Here is a 17,212-nt window from a genome sequence, read left to right as displayed (position 1 = left end):
AGTCGAAAATCAGCGGTTGAGCAGCTTGCGCATAGCTTCGGCAGCGCCCTTGACCATCTTGTCGCGAGGGAATCCGCTGCGCTTCTTCGCACCTTCGTAGTTGCCGCCGGCAACCCAGATCGGACCGTCAGCCAAGTGCTCGAGGCCTTCGCGGGCAACATCTTCAGGCTCCGAGACGTTCATGCCGGGGATGTCGAAGTTGAGGCCTGCGCGGACCATAGCCGGGGTACGGGTGACACCGAGAATGAACTCGAGGACGTGAACGCCGTAAGGCTCGAGTTCGAGCCACAGGCTTTCGGCGAAGATGCGACCGAAGGCCTTCGAAGCTGCATAGATGCTCTGATGCTCGGAGCCCATGTATCCGGCCAGTGAGCCGAGCAGCATGATGCCGCCGCGTCCACGTTCCTTCATCAAGGCGCCGAAGTGGTGCGAGAGTTCGAGCTGCTTGTTGATATTGAGTTCGATAACTCCGGCAAACCCTTTCAGGTCACCGGTGACGAACTCGTGGCCGTAGCTGTTGGCGCCGGCGTTGAAGATGAGCAGGCCCACCTCGACGTCGTCGGTGACAGCCTTGATCTGGTCGAGCGCGTCGGGGACGAGCAAATCCAGTGCAAGAGTGCGTACTTCGACGCCGTTGGCGCGAGCCTTCGCCGCGGTCTCCTCGAGCGGGCCCGGCTTGCGGGCGATGAGCACGAGGTTGATGCCGATCTTGCTGAGCTCGTCGGCGAAGGACGAACCTACACCTTCGGAACCGCCGGCGATGACTGCCCAAGGGCCGTAGTACTGAGGATCGATCATTACTACCTTCTTCGAAAGATGTTGCTGGCTAGTGGAATGGAGCGGGTGCAGGTTCGCTGTCGTCGACGATCGGCTTCGGCACCGGAGCGTCGTCGAGTACCTCGATCTCGCCGGCCTTGGCCGCCTCGACGATGGACGCGATCAAAGCACCGCATTGCTTGCGAGGGGCGCCGGGGCGTCCCTCGCGTCGGCCGAATTCACGTTCGTCGGCGATCTCGAGGCAGGTTTCGCGGGCCGTGTCATTCCATTGGACAGTGGTGTGTTCCCAGCTGTTCTTCTGAACGAGGACCTGCGCCTGGCACTTAGTGCACTGAAGCGGCTGCATCTGCTTCGGCCTTCTTTGCCGCAAGGTTGTCTTCGACTTCCTGCTTCCACGCTGCGACGGGACGAGCGGTGTCGAGTTCGAACTCGAAACGCTCGGTCATCTCGGGAGCGACATCGGCGACGTCGACGTAGAACTGCTCGTACCAACGACGCAGCTGGTAAACCGGGCCGTCTTCTTCGCAGAGGAGCGGGTTTTCGATGCGAGTCTTGTTCTTCCAGATCTCGACGTCCTGCTCGAAGCCCTTGGCGATGAAGGTGCCGAAGTTCTTGGCCATCGAGTCGGCTGCGTCGCCCTGGAAACGGTCCGACTTCTTGACGATGATGCCGTACTGGAGTACGAACTTGTCCGCGCTGACCGGGTAGTGGCAGTTGATGAGTACGGAGTCGATGTTGTGATCCTCGTACTGGTAGATCAGGTCGTCGACCATGAACGACGGACCGAAGTACGTGGCTGTGGAGTCGCTGCCGAGCATCTGCGGGGTGCCGGCGGCATGCGGGCGCATGTCGGTACGGGCAGTTCCACGCATGTACTGCGTGGCGGTGTGGCCTTCGAAGACGTTCTTGAAGTACGTCGGGAAGGAGTAGTGCACGTAGAAGAAGTGCGCCATGTCGACGATGTTGTCGACGATTTCACGGCAGTTGGTGTCGACGGTCGTGGTGAACCAGACCCAGTCGCTCCACTCGTCGGAGAGTGCGCCTTCGATGCGGGGAATGGTCACGTCGGCCGGCGGCGGGTTGCCCTCGGGGTCGTTCCAGACGAAGAGCATTCCGTCCTGGTCGAGGGTGTGCCAGGCGCGGGTCTTCGCGAGCGGAGGCACGCGGCGTGCGTACGGGATCTTCTGGCACTTGCCGTTGCCGCCCCAACGCCAGTCGTGGAACGGACACGCGATGGCGTCGCCCTTGATGGTGCCCTGGCTCAGGTCGCCACCCATGTGACGGCAGTACGCGTCGAGAATCTTGACGCTGCCCTCACTGTCGGCGAACACGACGAGCTTGGTGCCGAAGGCTTCGATGGAGTGCGGCTCTCCATCTTTGAAGGACTCCGTGAGTCCAATGCAGTGCCATCCACGTGCGAAGCGAGTAGGTGCGGTTCCGGCTTGGATCTCGCGAACCTCGTCGCGGTCGGACTGATTGATCGTCACGATGAGTCCCGTCCTTTCACGGTCAGTATCTTGAAAAGTGACGCTAGGGGAGCTGTAGTGGCGAACCCCTAGGTCGTCTCACTGGGCGGGACCGCCGGGGCAAGAGTTCGCGGAGTGCAGCCGTCCCGGCCTCCGGGACGTCCGGTCACCGGAACAGTGGTTCAAGATATGGTTTCAGGGCAGCCGTTATGTCTATCTGATCAGGCCTCCCCGATCGGTGCAAGGAGTGTGTCTTCCCATGGTCAACAAGGTTCTGAGCGCTGTTCGCGATCTGCTACCCAAGATTGCCGAGCGAGCCCAGAAAGTGGACGACTCCAGGAAGATATCCGATCGTACGATTCGTGAGCTCGGCGACGCCGGGGTGTTCAAGATGCTGCAACCGAAGCGTTACGGCGGTGCCGAGGGCGATCCAGTTCAGTTCTTCGAAGTTATCCGCGCGATTTCCGCTGCGTGTGGTTCGACGGGATGGGTCGCGTCGGTGGTGGGAGTGCATCCGTGGCATCTGGCCTTGTTCGACGATCGAGCTCAAGCAGACGTGTGGGGCGATGACCCGACGACGCTCATCTCTTCGGCGTACGCGCCGGTCGGTCGATTGACGGCAGTGGAGGGCGGCTATGAACTGACCGGCAGCTGGGGATTCTCTTCGGGTTGTGAACATGCAACCTGGGCATTGCTGGGTGCGATGGTCGTGGGCATGGATGGGCGCCCCGTCGATTTCATGACGGTGTTGGTGCCCCGTTCTGACTACGAGATCCGCGACGTCTGGGATGTCGTGGGCATGCGCGGAACGGCGAGCAACGAGATCGTCGTCAAGAAGGCGTTTGTTCCGGATCATCGGCTGAAGCAAAATTACGAGACGGCCCACTTGGAGGGACCAGGCCAGGCCGTCAATCCCGGTCCGCTCTACAAATTGCCTTTCGGAAGCATTTTCACGTCGGCAGTAGCGGCGCCCTCGGTGGGCATCGTCGCCGGTTGTTACGAGGGCTACCTCGAAGTGATGCGTGAACGTGTCCGCCTCAGCTTGGGCGGTGGACGGTTCAGCGAGGATCAGTTCGCTCAGGTGGCGGTGGCTCGTGCGTCGTCGGAAATCGATGCCGCGATTTTGCAGATGGATCGCAATATTCGTGAGATGTACGAACTTGCTGTGGCCGGCCAGGAGTTGCCTTTGTCGATGCGACTGCGTGCACGACGCGACCAGGTTCGTGCGACGGAACGTTCGGTGGAAGCGATCGACATGTTGTTCAAGACGGCGGGTGGAAACTCACTTTCGCGCGGTAACCCCATCGAGCGGGCATGGCGCGACGTTCATGCGGGCAGCGTGCATGTCGCGAACGAACCGGAACGCGCGTTGGCGTTGTACGGGCGGGCCGCTTTCGGTTTGCCGGTGGAAGACAACTTGATCTGACGCTTTCGTGGGTTTCCTCCCCTTCGGGTGGGTAATCTCCGGGAGGTGACGCAAACCCCGGCGCTGGTAATCGGCTCGATCGTCGATCTCGCAGGTGTGGCGAGAGCGAAAGTAGTGCCGGCGAACAGGGTTGATGCCTTTGTTTCCAGCGGTATGGGGGCGTCGCCCAGTTGGAACGTGTTCTGCGCCGACGACGCCCTCGCATTTACCGAAAACTATTCGGTGGTGGGCGATCTTCGGTTGAGAATTTCGGAATCTGACCTCCGCGACGTGGGCGATGGCGTGTCCTGGGCGCCCGCGACGCTGCACGAGTTGGACGGATCGGTTTCGCCCGTGTGCAGTCGTGAGGCTTTGCGACGCACAACTTCGGTGCTTGCGAGCAACGATCTCGAGGCGCTGGTGGGGCGCGAAATCGAGTTCACGCTTTTCGGTGGCGTACCCGACGAGCAGTGGTCGGCGTACGGACTTGGGGCGGCACTTGCGCAGGAGAGCTTCATTCGGGAGTTGTTTGCGAATGCTCAACGCGCCCAATTGAATATCGAACAGTTCCATGCGGAATACGGTCCGGGTCAGTTCGAGATCTCGCTTGCTCCGGCATCGCCGGTCGAATCAGCCGACAACGTGATCTTGGCTCGAATTCTGATCGGTCGCACGGCGCGAGCGCATGGAATGACGGTGTCCTTCTCTCCGATGCCTACCGTCGGAAGTTCGGGAAATGGCGCGCATCAACATTTTTCGTTGACTCGGGCGGGTGTACCGATCTTTTCCGGAGGGCGGCAGGCTTACGGCATGACTGATGACGGCGCCGGCGCGTTGGGCGGCTTGGTAGCTCACCTCGGTGACCTGACGGCGGTGTTGGCGTCCTCGCCGCTATCCGGAATGCGGTTGCAGCCCAACATGTGGTCTGGTGCGTTCATCACCTGGGGCCAGGAAAACCGTGAGGCGGCAGTGAGATTCTGTGCCGAGTCCTCGGGAAATCCGCACGGTGCCAACGTCGAAGTGAAGGTCATGGACGGGTCGGCAAATCCGTACCTCGCCACGGCGGCAATTCTCGCAGCAGCTCACGCAGGAATCGTCAACCAGACTCCGCTACCTCGGGAAGTGACTGTCAATCCATCCACATTGACGGAGAGCGCGCGGGGTGAACGGGTGCCCACCGATATGGGTGAGATTCTGCAGCGACTGCGTGCGTCCGGGGTTGCGCGAAGCTCCCTCGGAGATTCGATCATCGAAGCCTTGGTGGCAGTGAAAGAGCTCGAGCATTCGAGATGCGCAGGCCTGGATGCGTCCGCCGTTGTCGAGCGTCTTCGATATGCCTGGAGTGTTTGACGACGGGTAGAAGGTCTAGTCCAGTCTGCACAAGGTTTTTCCGGTGTTGCGGCCGTTGAGCATTCCGACCAGAGCGGATGGAGCTTGCTCGAGGCCGCTGTAGATAGACTCTTCATAAGTCATGGCCCCATCGGCCAGATGCGTTCCGACCTCCGATCGCATGTCTGCATACAGGTGATCGTACGATCCGGCTCGAAATCCTCTGAGCTGCAGGTATTTAGCAGTGATCTGGAAGAGATTGGGGGGCCCGGGTTCGGGGGAGTCCGTGTCGTAGGTCGAGACGGCCCCACACATCGCGACGCGCCCGCCAGGGCGGAGATGATCGAGGGCAGCGCCGAGATGATCTCCACCGACGTTGTCGAAGTAGGCGTCGATACCGTTGGGAACGGCTTCGGCCAGTTGCGTCTTCAGGTCGCCGGCACGATAGTCGATCGCGTGCGAGACGCCGAGCACATTCCTGAGGTAATCGACTTTCTCCGGGCTACCCGCAGAAGCCACCACCGTGTTACCCCGCAATATCGCCAATTGCACCGCAATGCTCCCGACGGCACCGGCCGCTGCCGAAACCCACAGCACATCATTGGGTTTGAGCTCAAGGATCTCGAAAAGGCCGACGTAGGCAGTCAGTCCCGCACTGCCCAACGGGCCGAGGTACCACTGCGGGGCAAACTCACCTGGATCGATCTTCGTCAACGAGCCTGCACCGCCGAGAGTTTCACCGCCATCGGCGACCACCGCGTAGTCGCGGTAACCGAACATGTGCGAGACCAGTTCACCGGCAGCGAATCCGGGACTTTGAGATTCGACGACGGTACCGAGCGCCAGGCCGACCAGTGGATCTCCGGGAGTCAGCGGCGGTAGATATCCCGAAGGCGTTGCGGCACTGAGTCGCAGTCGAATCGATGGGTCTATCGACAGCCACGTGTTTCGGATCAGAACCTCACCCGGCGCCAAGGGCGGAACTTCGGCGTCGACGATCGCGAAATGATCTGGCACCAGACGGCCGGATGGACGCGAGGCGAGGCACACAACTCGATTGTGAATGGCGATGACTGGACCCTTTCGCACAGCTGGGATTTGCCGCCCACCGGAAAGTGAACCCAGTGCGACGTCGATAATGCCGAAACTATCACGAAAATCACCTAAACTGAATTAAGTTCGTCTTATCGTTTGTTGATCGAGAGGGACACCATGGATAGCGATCGTCCAGTGAGTATCTTTGCGCCACTGCGCATCAGGCGCCTACGTATGATGCTGGGTTTTCAACTGTGCGCAAGTGTTGGAGTATGGATCCTGGTACTCGCGGTGCAGTGGACGTTCACCGAAACCGGCGAGTCTGCCACGACGGTATCGATGGTGCAGTTCGCCGCCAGCTTGCCGTTCTTTCTGTTGGCATTGCCGATCGGCGCGCTGGCCGAGTACGTCAGCCATCGACTACTGCTCGTCGGTACCGCACTGGCGTTGACGGCGTCGACGATTCTGCTGACCGTACTGCAGCAGTTGGGCTTGGCGAAAACTCCGATTCTGATGCTCGCGGTCTTCATCGCCGGAGCAGGTCTGGCCTCGGTCGCCATCGTCTGGCAGGCATTGCTGCCCAACTTAGTCAGCCGCGAGATGATGGCGGTGGTACCTGCGATCGACGGCGCCGTCTTCAATGGCGCTCGCGCGGTCGGGCCGGTCATCGGCGGCGCCGTACTCGCCGGCTGGGGATCAACTTCGGCTTTCGCCTTGACTGCCGCACTGTTCGCCATCTGTGTCCTCGTAGCGGCGCGGACGTTACCCGCATCGACCGGCCGGGTCGAAGCACACAGATCGATAGGCCAGGCAGTGGCAGGAAGCATGCGATTCATTCGCCATTCCCGCTGGACCAGGCGATTGCTGCTGCGGCTGAACATGTTCGGGATCCCGGCGAGTTGCCTGTGGGGGCTACTTCCGCTAATCGCGCACGATCGGTTGAACGTGAGCACGTTCGGTTTCGGAATCCTCTCCGGCGCAATTGGAATCGGCGCCGTGCTCGGCACGATCCTGCTGATGCCGCTGCGCGCGCGGATGAGTTGGAACCACTTCGTGGCGCTAGGCTCGGGTGCATATGCACTCGTCCTGGTCGGTTTGGCCGTGATCCCGTGGATCAGCGCGATGTTCGCCGTTCTCGTAGTCGTCGGCGCCGCGTGGGTCGGGGTCCAGAGCACCTGGATGATCGCCGCTCACGCCGTGGTTCCCCGGTGGATCAAGGCGCGTGTCATCGCCTTCATTATGTTGATGTTTCAGGGGAGTCAGGCGATCGGCGCCCTGTTGTGGGGCGTCCTCGCTGACTCGCTCGGCCTCGTTCCTGCCGTGCTCCTGGCCGCAACGTTGATGTTCGTTTCGGTGTTCGAAACCCTTCGCCACGGGATCATGCCGAGTGAGGCGATTGCCCCCGAACTGACCGGCGCACCGGATCCCTTGGCCCCCAATGCCGAATACGCCGGTCTACGCGTGATCGTCGAGACCACGTACCACGTACTCCCGGGCCGTACGGAAGAGTTTCTCGACAACGTGCACGAACTCAAACTCTCGCGGCGCCGCCTTGGTGCACTGCGATGGAGCGTGTCGCGATCGGCGCGCGAGCCCGACATCTACGTCGAGCACTGCACGTTCCGCGATTGGTCTGAGTACCTCGCCCAGGAGACCGAGCGACTGACCGTTCCGGAGAACCGGGTGCGGGCGAAATTGGCCGAATACCTTGCCGCCGTTCCGCAAACCCGAGTACTCATCGAGCCGAAGTTGTTTTGACATAGCGCGATGCCCGGTGTTGCACGTCTTGGGAAGACCTGCAGCACCGGGCATTTCGATGGAACTGGCCCCGATCAGACGGTGAATCTGCCACCGTTGCTCAGCAGCACGGCCCCGACGACGTTGGCAGCACCCGGCGAAGCCAGATACAGGATGTTATCTGCCAACTCCTCGGCGGTTGCGTAACCGCGGAACCCGTCCTGCGTCATCGCAGCACGAAGGTTGGCCGGAGTGCGACTGGCCATCCCCGTGTCGACCGGTCCCGGAGCGATCGTGTTGACACGGATGCCAAAGGGCGCAACCTCTTTAGCTACCGCCTGGCTCACCGCATGAACCCCGGCCTTCGAAGCCGAGTAGTGCGGGTAGCCGACGAGCGTGTCGAACGCCGAGGATGAGCCGACCGTCACGATGGCGCCGCTACCGGCCGGCTTCATCGCCCGAACCGCTTCGCGGAGTATGAAGAACGTACCGTCGAGGTTGATCGACATGACGCGTCGCCAATCTTCGTCCTCGAGGTGAGTGAGAACGTCGACAGGCTCCTTGCGCTCGGCGGCCTCGTAGATGCGCTGCTTGCTCTTCGGATCGTCGATGCCGGCGGCATGGACGACGACGTCGACCCGCCCCTGTTCGGCGATCACTCGGGTAAATGCCTCAGTCACCTGTGAGGAATTGCCGACATCCAGACCGATGGCATGCCCGCCGACGACGGACGCGGCCACCTCGGTCACCCCACCTTCGTTGATGTCGCACAGGTAGACCGCTGAGGCGCCCCGGTCAGAGAGTAAACGCGCTGTGGCAGCGCCGATTCCGGAACCGGCGCCGGTTACCAAAGCAACCTGACCCTCGAACTGCCGATCAGACATCGAATACACCTTTCAGTCCGTCGATCCGCTTGGCGGTCGCGGGCAATGCGAGTAGAACACGTGAACATGGACCGTTATCAGTTGAAGAGGGCTTCGAGTTCGTCGCGGTAACGCGCGGCTCCGTCACCGGTAGTCACCGCGGTGTTCTGATCGGGAACCTCTTGTGCAACGGCGAGCGAACCTTTGATGTCAGGCAGCACCGAACTGTAGCCCACCGATGTAGCCTCCTGGCCTGGGCGAGTCACCATGAAGTCCGCCAAGACCTGGGCCGCATTGGGGTGGGGTGCGGTGCCGAGAGTCAGACCGTACCAACGCGCTCCCCAGATATGTTCTCCGGCGGACCATTCAACCGGTGCTCCAGCCTCCTTGGATGCCAACATCGGATCGGCCATCATGCCGGCTGCGATCTCACCGGAAGCGAGTGCCTGAGCGAGCGGCTGATTGCTTGGATAGATGCGCGGGTTCTGGTCGGCAAGCTTTTCCAGATACTCCCGACCGCCGTAGTACTTCTCGATGTGGGAGTAGAAGTCCAGGTACGTCGGTGACGTTGATGGACTGACGATTCCGACCTTGCCCTTAAGTTCCGGAGCGAGCAGATTCGCGGGCGAAGAGACACCGCCGGGCAGCAGGCCGGTATTCCAGCCGAATCCCAGGATGACTGCCCCTTCGAGGAAGTACTTGTCCGAGACGATGCTTGTATCTCGGCGATAGTCCGGGTTGTCGAAGCTCGGCCCGATCGGCTTGGTCGCCTTGTCCGTATCCTTACTGGCATTCATCCACGGCACGTCGGTGATTACCGCGAGGTCTCCGATTCCTTTGCCGGACTTGCTTTCGGCATCGATTTTGGAAAGCAGATCCGAATCGACTCCGCGAACGACCTCGAGATCGATTGCCGGGTAGGCCTTTTCGAACGCAGTTTCCAGAGCTGCGAGTCGGGGCGCCGCCTGTGTCGAGTAAATCGTGACCTTTCCCTCGTTATTGGCTGCGGCGACGACGTCATCCCACGAACCCGAAACCGGCTCGGACGGGGCAGATGGAGCGCTGCTACATGCGGTCAACGCGAGTGCCACCGCGGCGAGTGCCACCGTTGTTCTGAAAACCTGGGGGATCATGCGAGCTGCTCCGTTTCTGGTACTCGCTGGCGCGAGATCAAACCTAATTCAGTTCACCTTAGGGTGACTCAGCCCACAGCGCAAGAGTCATGTTGCCGGCGCCACCGATTGACGCACTCCTTGCCGCGCTTCTACTGTAATCAAATTGAGGTCAGTTCAATTAGTACGAAAGGCGCTTTCCCGGCGCCGGACGATTGGAGCCAAGTTGAGTAGCAATGAATACGATCTGCTGGTAATCGGTGCGGGAATGGCCGGATTGACCGCTGGTGCAAAAGCGTCCGCCGCAGGCAGACGAGTGTGCTTGATCGAGGTCAGTGGCGACGTCGGAGGTTCGGCACGATTTGCTGGATACGCCTGGACTGCACCGAATCACGACGTCATGGCCGAGCACAACCCGAACGGCGACGAAGCTCTCAAGCGCCACCTCATCGCCAGCTTCGATGCCGGTGTCGACTGGATTCGCTCCATCGGCATCGATGTCGACCCGGCGCAGCCCATTCTCAGCTTCGGCCGCGGGCACAGGTTCGATACCAACCACTACGTCGACACATGCAAGCGAATTGTTCTCGACGCCGGCGGGTCGGTCGTGTTCAATACCGCGACCGAAACGCTCCTGTTCGAGGACGGTACCGTCCGCGGTGCGGTGGTACGCACGGGTGCAGAGCCCGCGCGCGAGATTCGAGCCGGACAGACGCTACTGGCAACCGGCGGATTTCAAGGCAACAAGGAATTGCTCGCTCAGCACGTCCACCCGGACGCAGGCCGTATGGCCTTGCGCTCGAATCCCCACAGTTGCGGCGAAGGTTACCGCCTTGCAATCGAGGTTGGCGCGTCGACTGGGGTCGAGAATGCCGGCTTCTATGGGCATCTGATTCCGAGCGGTGTGGAACTGGCCGATCCCGCGGACTTCGTCGACATGTCGCTGTACTACAGCGAGCATGCTCTTCTCTTCAATCTCGACAACGAGCGGTTTGTAGACGAAACGCTCGGCGATCACCTCACCACGATGGCTCTCCTCGAGCAGCCCCAGGGCAGAGGCCTGCTGATTGCCGATGCGCGGGTGCACCGTGACTGGATGATTGCATCCTATGTCGAAGGTGCTGTGGCTGTTGACAAATTCGAACTCGCGAACAAGCGAGGTGGCCGGGTCGGCATGGCCGAGGACCTCGAGGAGCTCGAGTATTTGCCGGAGGAATGGGGATACGACGGCGCGGCAATCGCTGCGGCGATCACGAAGTTCAACGAGGCGGCCACCAAGGGTGCGGAACTGGTGCCGGGCCGCAAACTCGACCACGCTCCCTTGCTCGAGGGGCCCTACTATGTGATCGAAACGGTTCCCGCAGTTACCTTCCCGTTTCACGGGATTCGGGTCGACACGCAAGCTCGGGTTCTGGACACTGTCGGACTGCCCATCCCAGGACTGCTTGCTGCTGGCTCCGACACCGGCGGATTGTGGAACCGGGCGTACGCGGGCGGCCTCGCCTCGGCCCTGGTGTTCGGGCTCACCGCGGCGGCCGGCGACAGGTGAGTTTTTGCGACAACGGAATCGGCACCGCTCCCCGGGGTGATCGTTCGAGGCGGTTCGGGCATCGGGATGCTGGCGGTATCGGCTTCGCCTGAATGATTTCTCAGGCCTCACAAGTTCGTGATTGACATCACAAGCTCGCCCTACTACCTTCGAACTGACATCAGTTCAGTTTGTAGGCGGGACGTCGACAGTTCGGCAGCATCCCGCCCGAGACCATCACGCGATCACAGTGCGCGCGCAGCGGTCAGCTTCAGAACTGCTGACGCGAGAACAACTCTCACTGGTGTGCCAACGGCACGTCGACCCGGTCGACGCTCGGTGGTGTGACCGAAAGGAAGCCATGAAGTCATTCGTCCGCACGCTGGTGGCGCTGAGCGCCGCCGCAGCGATGGTCGGAATCTCGGGATGCAGCAGTTCCGAACCGTCGTCACACGCTGTCGACGGCAGCTGGGAAGAGGTGGTTGCTGCGGCGAACAAGGAGGGCAAGGTGATGCTCTACTCGAGCCAGAAACCGGCCAACCTCGACGCCTTGAAGGTGGCATTCCACGCCGAATATCCCGAGATCGAGCTGGAGTACGTCCGCGGCACCGACCCGGACATCAACCCTCGGGTCGAAACCGAGAACAAGATCGGCAAGGGCACCGCAGACGTCCATATGCTCACCGACGCTTCCTGGATTCAGACGGCCGCCAAGTCTGGCGCATATTCGAGCGAACTCGTCGGGCCGGCACTCCAGGCCCCCGAATTCGATGCCGAGGCAAGCGTGCTCGACAACCGGTTCTTCCTCACGAGTGCCGCGGTCTTTGCCATCGGCTGGAACACCGATGCGGTGCCGAACGGATTGACGTCGCCGCAGGACATCATCAATCCGGCATTTCGAGGCAAGATCGGCATCGTCAACCCGGTAGGAATCGCCTCGTATGTCGACATGTACCGGCACTTCTCGAGCGTCTACGGCGAGGACTACTGGGACAAGCTCGCCGCGCTGCAACCCCGCATCTACCCGAGCGCCCTCGGCGTGGCCCAGGCGTTGACGTCCGGTGAAATCGTCGCTAGCCCCTCGGTGCAACCCTTGGTGACCGAGGTAAATGCCGACGCTCCCGTCAACTGGGTGCTCCCGGCGCGGCCATGGGGAACTCCGTGGTACACCCATGTTCTGAAAACCGCGCCGCATCCGAATGCCGCCCAAGTGCTGGCCAATTTCCTGGTCACGGTTGAGGGTCAGACTGCTCTCAACGACGGATACGCTGCCGCACTTCCCAATATTCCCGGCGCGGTCGCCCGGGCGCAGGACATCGCACTGCCCAACCCCGAAAATCTGACGCCAGCCAAAGTTGAGCAGTATTCCCAGCAGTGGCAAAAGCTCTTCCAGTAGAACCGAAACATGGCTCCGCAGAACATAAGCGACAATCAACAAGCGGAAGGGCTGAACTTGAATCACCTCACAGATTCGATGCGCGGGACGAACGTACTCGTCACGGGAGCATCCGGGGGTATCGGCGGGGCCTGCGCCGAACTGTTCGCCGCGCACGGGGCGACTGTCTATCTCACTGATGTCAACGACGACGCCGGAGCTGCGCTCGCCGAGACCTTGGGTCCCGACGCTCACTACCGCCACCTCGACGTGACGAGTGAAACAGAATGGTTCGAAGCAACTTCCGTGATGGCCAAGAACGGCCACGACATCCAGGTGCTGGTCAACAGTGCTGGAGCTGCGATGAAGGCAACTCTGGCGGACACCACATTGGATCAGTTCCGACGAATGATCGACCTGAATCTCGTCGGCACATTCTTGGGACTGCAAGCGGCAGCGGCAGCCATGCACGGCGGCGGCTCCGTCATCAATCTCGCGTCGTTGCGCGGCGTGCTGGCCACTGCGGAGTTGGGTGCATACGGAGCAGCAAAATTCGGAGTTCGGGCCCTGACCAAGGTGGCCGCACTCGAGCTCGCCGATCGGGGAATCAGAGTCAATTCCGTCTGCCCCGGCAGCATCGAAACTGAAATCACCTCGGTCGCGGACTTCGCCAACGACGACGTCGAAGCTTACGTACGCAGCATTCCGATGCAGCGGCGCGGCGCGCCGGAAGAGGTAGCGAAGGTAATTCGGTTCCTCGCCACCGACGACAGCAGCTACATGACCGGAACAGATCTACTCGTGGACGGCGGCACAGCTGCCGGTGTCCGCACCCCAAAAATTTCGAACGAGAAAGAATAAGAAATGGCATCACAATTCGCAGTTACAGGTCTCACGAAGACCTACGGATCGAACGTGGTAGTCGACCAACTCGATCTCGAAATCGAGCAGGGCGAGTTCCTTGTCCTGCTCGGCCCGAGTGGTTGCGGCAAGACCACAACGCTGCGGTGCCTGGCCGGATTGGAAACCCCACAGGGTGGTTCCATCTCGTTCGGCGGCAGGCAGGTCTTCGACGCCTCCACCAAAACCGATGTGCCCGCCCACAAGCGGAACATAGGCATGGTGTTCCAGTCTTATGCGCTCTGGCCGCACATGACGGTCCGGGACAACATCCGTTACCCGCTCAAGGTTCGCAAGCTCAAGCAGGCCATCGCCGACGGCGCGGTGGAGAAGGCCGCCGAGATGGTCGATTGCGGCGCGCTGCTCGATCGGTACCCGTCGCAGCTCAGCGGTGGGCAGCAGCAGCGAGTTGCCGTCGCCCGTGGCCTCGTTGCGCAACCGGATCTGGTCTTGTTCGACGAGCCCCTGAGCAACCTGGATGCACGCCTCCGCGACCAGGTTCGCTCCCAGATCCATCAGCTACACCAAAGCCTCGGTTTCACCGCCGTTTTCGTCACGCACGATCAGGCAGAGGCGTTTGCTCTCGCCGATCGGATCGCAATCATGAAGTCCGGCAAGATCGAGCAGTACGACGCGCCGGAACACGTATTCGAGAATCCGGTGTCCGAGTACGTCGCCGCATTCATCGGCATGGGTAATCGACTGGAACTGCGTCGCGGCCATGACGGGTGGATCACCAGCGCCAACGACATCATCGATCTCAGCAACGCCGTCGTGCGCGATCAGGCCGACGAAGGCAACGCCGCAGTGGCGCGGTTCCGCCCGGACGACGTGCAGATGCACGCATCGATGGACGACGTTCCCGCCGGCAACGTTGCACTGCACGCAGAACTGGTGACGTACGAGTACGCCGGCAGGCATTTCGACGTGTTGGTCAAGACCGGTACCGAGCAACTGTCGTTGCGCGCCGGTGCCGCCGAGCACAGTGCCACGTTGCGCGCCAGCGCGCCGGGTACCCCCATGGTGATCAGCTTCTCCCCGTCCAGCCTGCGGGTTTACGCCCATCCGGATGGCGCCAGGGTGACCGTGCCCGAGCTGGTCGCACCAGGTGTGGGAGATCGATCTTGATGGCAACCGCAACCGCAACCGCAACCGCAACCGCAACCGCAACCGCAACCGCAACCGCCGGCGGATCGGTCAAGTCTTTCTCGATTTCACGGCAGTGGCAAGCGCGCATCGGCTACACGATTCTGATCGCCGTTATTGCATATCTTGTAGTGCTGCCGATGATTCGACTGCAGATGTTGGCATTCGAGGACGGCGGCGCCGGCTACCGTACCCAGTACGGACGCTACGACGTTGCCGAGGCCATCTGGACGACGATCGCGCTGGCACTCGGCTCACTGGTGATCGCGATGGTCCTCGGTACCGTCCTGGCCTTCGCAGCCAGCCGACTCCCGGAGAAGCTGGGGTGGCTTCGCATCGTCCCCATTCTCCCGATCGTCATGCCGGCTGTCGCGAACATCGTCGGCTGGGCATTCCTGCTCTCCCCCGGTCCTGGCTACCTCAACGTGATTTTGCGAAAGCTCCCATGGTGGAGCGGAACTGACACCGGACCCATCGATGTGTACACAATTCCGTGGATCGTGATCCTCACTGGTTTCGGCCTCACCTCGTTTGTCTACCTATTCGTCAGCGCTGGGATGCAGAACATCAGTTCGGAACATCTCGAAGCTGCTCAGGTGAGCGGATCGTCAACGGTCGGAATCTTTTTCAAGATCGTGCTCCCGTTGCTGCGGCCTTCGCTCATCTACGGAGGCGGAATCGCGCTTCTGCTCGGCCTGGGACAGTTCACAGGTCCGCTACTGCTGGGCCAGAATTCGGGCGTCAAGGTCCTGACCACGGAGATGTACCGTCGTGTGTCCGAGTCTCCTTCGGACTTCGCGGCCGCGGCAGCTGCAGGTTCGCCACTGATCATCTTCGGTCTGGTGCTCGTCCTGGTGCAGAAGGTCCTGCTGGGCAACCAGACTCGGTTTGTCACGCACGGCGGCAAGGCATTTGCCTCATCCACCGGACGCGCAACCTGGGCAACGGCCACCGTGGTGATCTTCTCGATGTTCGCACTGGTCATTCCGCTGATCGGGCTGATCATCGTCTCGCTGACCCCGTACTGGTCCGGATCGCTGTCCTGGGGTCTACTGACCCTGGACAACTTCCGGGAACTCTGGTCGACCAATGCGATCATCGAATCCGTTGTCACCAGCGTACTTACCTCACTCGGTGCGGTGATCATCTGTATTCCGATCGGGTACGCGCTGGCCAACCTCCTTGTCCGCGGGCGACGCTTCAAGATCCTGTCATTGCTGGCCGATCTGATGACCGCCCTGCCACTCGGCATCCCCGCGGTGATCTTCGGCGTCGGCTTCCTGCTGACGTATACGGAGCCGCCGTTCATCCTGTACGGCACCCGCACGGTCATCATCCTGGTCTACATAGTCCTGATGTTGCCATTCGCCACACGAATGCAGATGACAGCCATGCTCGCGCTCGGAAACACATACAACGAGGCTTCGGCCACCAGCGGTGCATCCCCCTTCGTCACGACACTGCGAATCATGCTGCCGCTCATGCGTCCGACGATTCTCAGTGCCGTCGCGTTGATGTTCATCCTGCTCACGCACGAGTTCGCCGCCTCGCTGCTGGTGCGCGCTTCCACAACTCAGGTTATGGGAACGCTGCTCTTCGACATGTGGCAGAACGGTTCGTATCCGATGGTTGCCGCAATGGCTCTGCTAATGACCGCGGTGACCACGATCGGCGTTGCCATCGCCATGCTCGTCGGCGGCCGCAACGTCCTGAGCAAGCTGTGACAGAAAGAGAATCTGCAACGATGTCGGTAGGAAATACGCGTTTGCAAGAGAAGGTAGTACTGGTAACCGGAGCCACCGGCGGTATCGGCGTCGATATCGTCGGCCGGCTCGCGGCCGAAGGTGCATCGGTGATCGTCACCGACATCAACGGTGACGCGTGCGCCCAACTGGTCGAGAAGCAAGATCGCCCCGACCGACATCAGGCACTCGCACTCGACATCGCCCGAGAAGAGCAATGGCAGAGCGTCCTCGAGGCCGTCGCCGAGCGGTATTCCCGACTCGACGCCGTGGTGAACAACGGTGCGATCGGTAGTGTGGCTTCCGTCGTCGACGAAGACCTCGATCGGTACAACAGAGTCATCGAGGTCAGTCAGACCGGAACGTGGCTCGGTATGAAACATGCTGGGGCTTATATCGAAAGCACCGGCGGCGGTTCGGTCGTCAACATCTGCTCGATCCTCGGTACGGTCGGCGGGTTGGGTAACAGCTTTGCCTACGCGGCCGCCAAGGGCGCGGTGCGCACGATGACGAAAAACGCCGCATTGCACTGGGCTCCAAAGGGTGTACGCGTGAATTCGGTGCATCCGGGATTCATCGAGACCCAGCAATTGCTGCAGCGTTACGAGGGCAGCGAACGACACCAGGCGATGATTGCGAATACGCCGATGGGTCGATTGGGTCGAGCTTCGGAAGTTGCTGCCGCTGTGGCCTTCCTGGCGGGCGATGACTCGACGTTCGTCACCGGAACCGAACTGTACGTCGACGGCGGTTGGACCTGCGCCTGACCGACCGTCGAATAAACGGGGTGGATCTCT

The 17,212-nt window shown here is 61.2% G+C and carries 15 protein-coding genes; 9 read left to right on the top strand and 6 right to left on the bottom strand.

The genetic code is table 11. The features are described from left to right. Positions 1 to 9: 9 nt before the first annotated feature. From MTX36_RS25605 to MTX36_RS25595, 3 genes are read right to left on the bottom strand one after another with little or no spacing between them, the layout of a single operon-like run. A complete protein-coding gene (locus tag MTX36_RS25605) occupies positions 10 to 798 on the bottom strand; it encodes an SDR family oxidoreductase (protein ID WP_243622439.1) in 789 nt (262 codons plus the stop codon). 28 nt (positions 799 to 826) lie between these two features. Further along, complete coding sequence (locus MTX36_RS25600; RefSeq protein ID WP_243622438.1) at positions 827 to 1,123, bottom strand: hypothetical protein; 297 nt, start codon at positions 1,121 to 1,123, stop codon at positions 827 to 829. Continuing rightward, positions 1,101 to 2,264 carry a Rieske 2Fe-2S domain-containing protein gene (locus MTX36_RS25595; protein ID WP_243622437.1) on the bottom strand — a complete coding sequence of 388 codons (1,164 nt, stop codon included), beginning with the start codon at positions 2,262 to 2,264 and terminating at the stop codon, positions 1,101 to 1,103. The genes MTX36_RS25600 and MTX36_RS25595 overlap by 23 nt, the downstream gene beginning before the upstream one ends. Positions 2,265 to 2,502: 238 nt before the next feature. Here MTX36_RS25595 and hsaA point away from each other — a divergent pair, with 238 nt between their 5' ends. Further along, positions 2,503 to 3,669: a 3-hydroxy-9,10-secoandrosta-1,3,5(10)-triene-9,17-dione monooxygenase oxygenase subunit gene (hsaA, locus tag MTX36_RS25590; RefSeq protein ID WP_243622436.1), complete on the top strand. Its 1,167-nt coding sequence runs from the start codon at positions 2,503 to 2,505 to the stop codon at positions 3,667 to 3,669. 45 nt (positions 3,670 to 3,714) lie between these two features. Beyond that, positions 3,715 to 4,998: a glutamine synthetase family protein gene (locus tag MTX36_RS25585; RefSeq protein ID WP_243622435.1), complete on the top strand. Its 1,284-nt coding sequence runs from the start codon at positions 3,715 to 3,717 to the stop codon at positions 4,996 to 4,998. 15 nt (positions 4,999 to 5,013) lie between these two features. Here the strand turns inward: MTX36_RS25585 and MTX36_RS25580 are convergent, their stop codons facing one another. Then, positions 5,014 to 6,027 (bottom strand): NADP-dependent oxidoreductase, encoded by a 1,014-nt coding sequence (locus MTX36_RS25580; RefSeq protein ID WP_243622434.1) that lies wholly within the window; start codon positions 6,025 to 6,027, stop codon positions 5,014 to 5,016. A gap of 180 nt (positions 6,028 to 6,207) precedes the next feature. Here MTX36_RS25580 and MTX36_RS25575 point away from each other — a divergent pair, with 180 nt between their 5' ends. Beyond that, positions 6,208 to 7,770 (top strand): MFS transporter, encoded by a 1,563-nt coding sequence (locus MTX36_RS25575; protein WP_243622433.1) that lies wholly within the window; start codon positions 6,208 to 6,210, stop codon positions 7,768 to 7,770. Positions 7,771 to 7,844: 74 nt separating this feature from the next. Here the strand turns inward: MTX36_RS25575 and MTX36_RS25570 are convergent, their stop codons facing one another. Further along, entirely contained in the window at positions 7,845 to 8,633 is a 789-nt protein-coding gene (locus MTX36_RS25570) for an SDR family NAD(P)-dependent oxidoreductase (RefSeq protein ID WP_243622432.1), read from the bottom strand. 77 nt (positions 8,634 to 8,710) lie between these two features. Next, positions 8,711 to 9,745 (bottom strand): ABC transporter substrate-binding protein, encoded by a 1,035-nt coding sequence (locus tag MTX36_RS25565; RefSeq protein WP_243622431.1) that lies wholly within the window; start codon positions 9,743 to 9,745, stop codon positions 8,711 to 8,713. A gap of 205 nt (positions 9,746 to 9,950) precedes the next feature. Between MTX36_RS25565 and MTX36_RS25560 the strand changes: the two genes are divergently transcribed. The 6 genes from MTX36_RS25560 (at position 9,951) to MTX36_RS25535 (ending at position 17,182) form a co-directional block, all read left to right on the top strand. Beyond that, positions 9,951 to 11,273, top strand: a complete 1,323-nt coding sequence (locus tag MTX36_RS25560; protein WP_243622430.1) for an FAD-binding protein — start codon at positions 9,951 to 9,953, stop codon at positions 11,271 to 11,273. A gap of 340 nt (positions 11,274 to 11,613) precedes the next feature. Further along, positions 11,614 to 12,648, top strand: a complete 1,035-nt coding sequence (locus MTX36_RS25555) for an ABC transporter substrate-binding protein (RefSeq protein WP_243622429.1) — start codon at positions 11,614 to 11,616, stop codon at positions 12,646 to 12,648. Positions 12,649 to 12,726: 78 nt separating this feature from the next. After that, entirely contained in the window at positions 12,727 to 13,488 is a 762-nt protein-coding gene (locus tag MTX36_RS25550; protein ID WP_243622464.1) for an SDR family NAD(P)-dependent oxidoreductase, read from the top strand. Between the two features lie 3 nt (positions 13,489 to 13,491). Then, on the top strand, positions 13,492 to 14,655 hold the full coding sequence (locus MTX36_RS25545; protein WP_243622428.1) for an ABC transporter ATP-binding protein: 1,164 nt from the start codon (positions 13,492 to 13,494) through the stop codon (positions 14,653 to 14,655). Further along, the gene (locus tag MTX36_RS25540; protein ID WP_243622427.1) at positions 14,655 to 16,397 is read left to right on the top strand and encodes an iron ABC transporter permease; all 1,743 of its coding nucleotides are present in this window, start codon (positions 14,655 to 14,657) and stop codon (positions 16,395 to 16,397) included. Before MTX36_RS25545 ends, MTX36_RS25540 begins: the two co-directional genes overlap by 1 nt. 20 nt (positions 16,398 to 16,417) lie before the next feature. Further along, complete coding sequence (locus MTX36_RS25535; protein ID WP_243622426.1) at positions 16,418 to 17,182, top strand: SDR family NAD(P)-dependent oxidoreductase; 765 nt, start codon at positions 16,418 to 16,420, stop codon at positions 17,180 to 17,182. Positions 17,183 to 17,212 lie beyond the last annotated feature (30 nt).

Source organism: Rhodococcus sp. ARC_M6, from assembly GCF_022810305.1.
GTDB lineage: Bacteria > Actinomycetota > Actinomycetes > Mycobacteriales > Mycobacteriaceae > Rhodococcus_F.
Note: the sequence above shows the minus strand (reverse complement) of the source record. Positions and strands in the feature narration are given on the sequence as shown.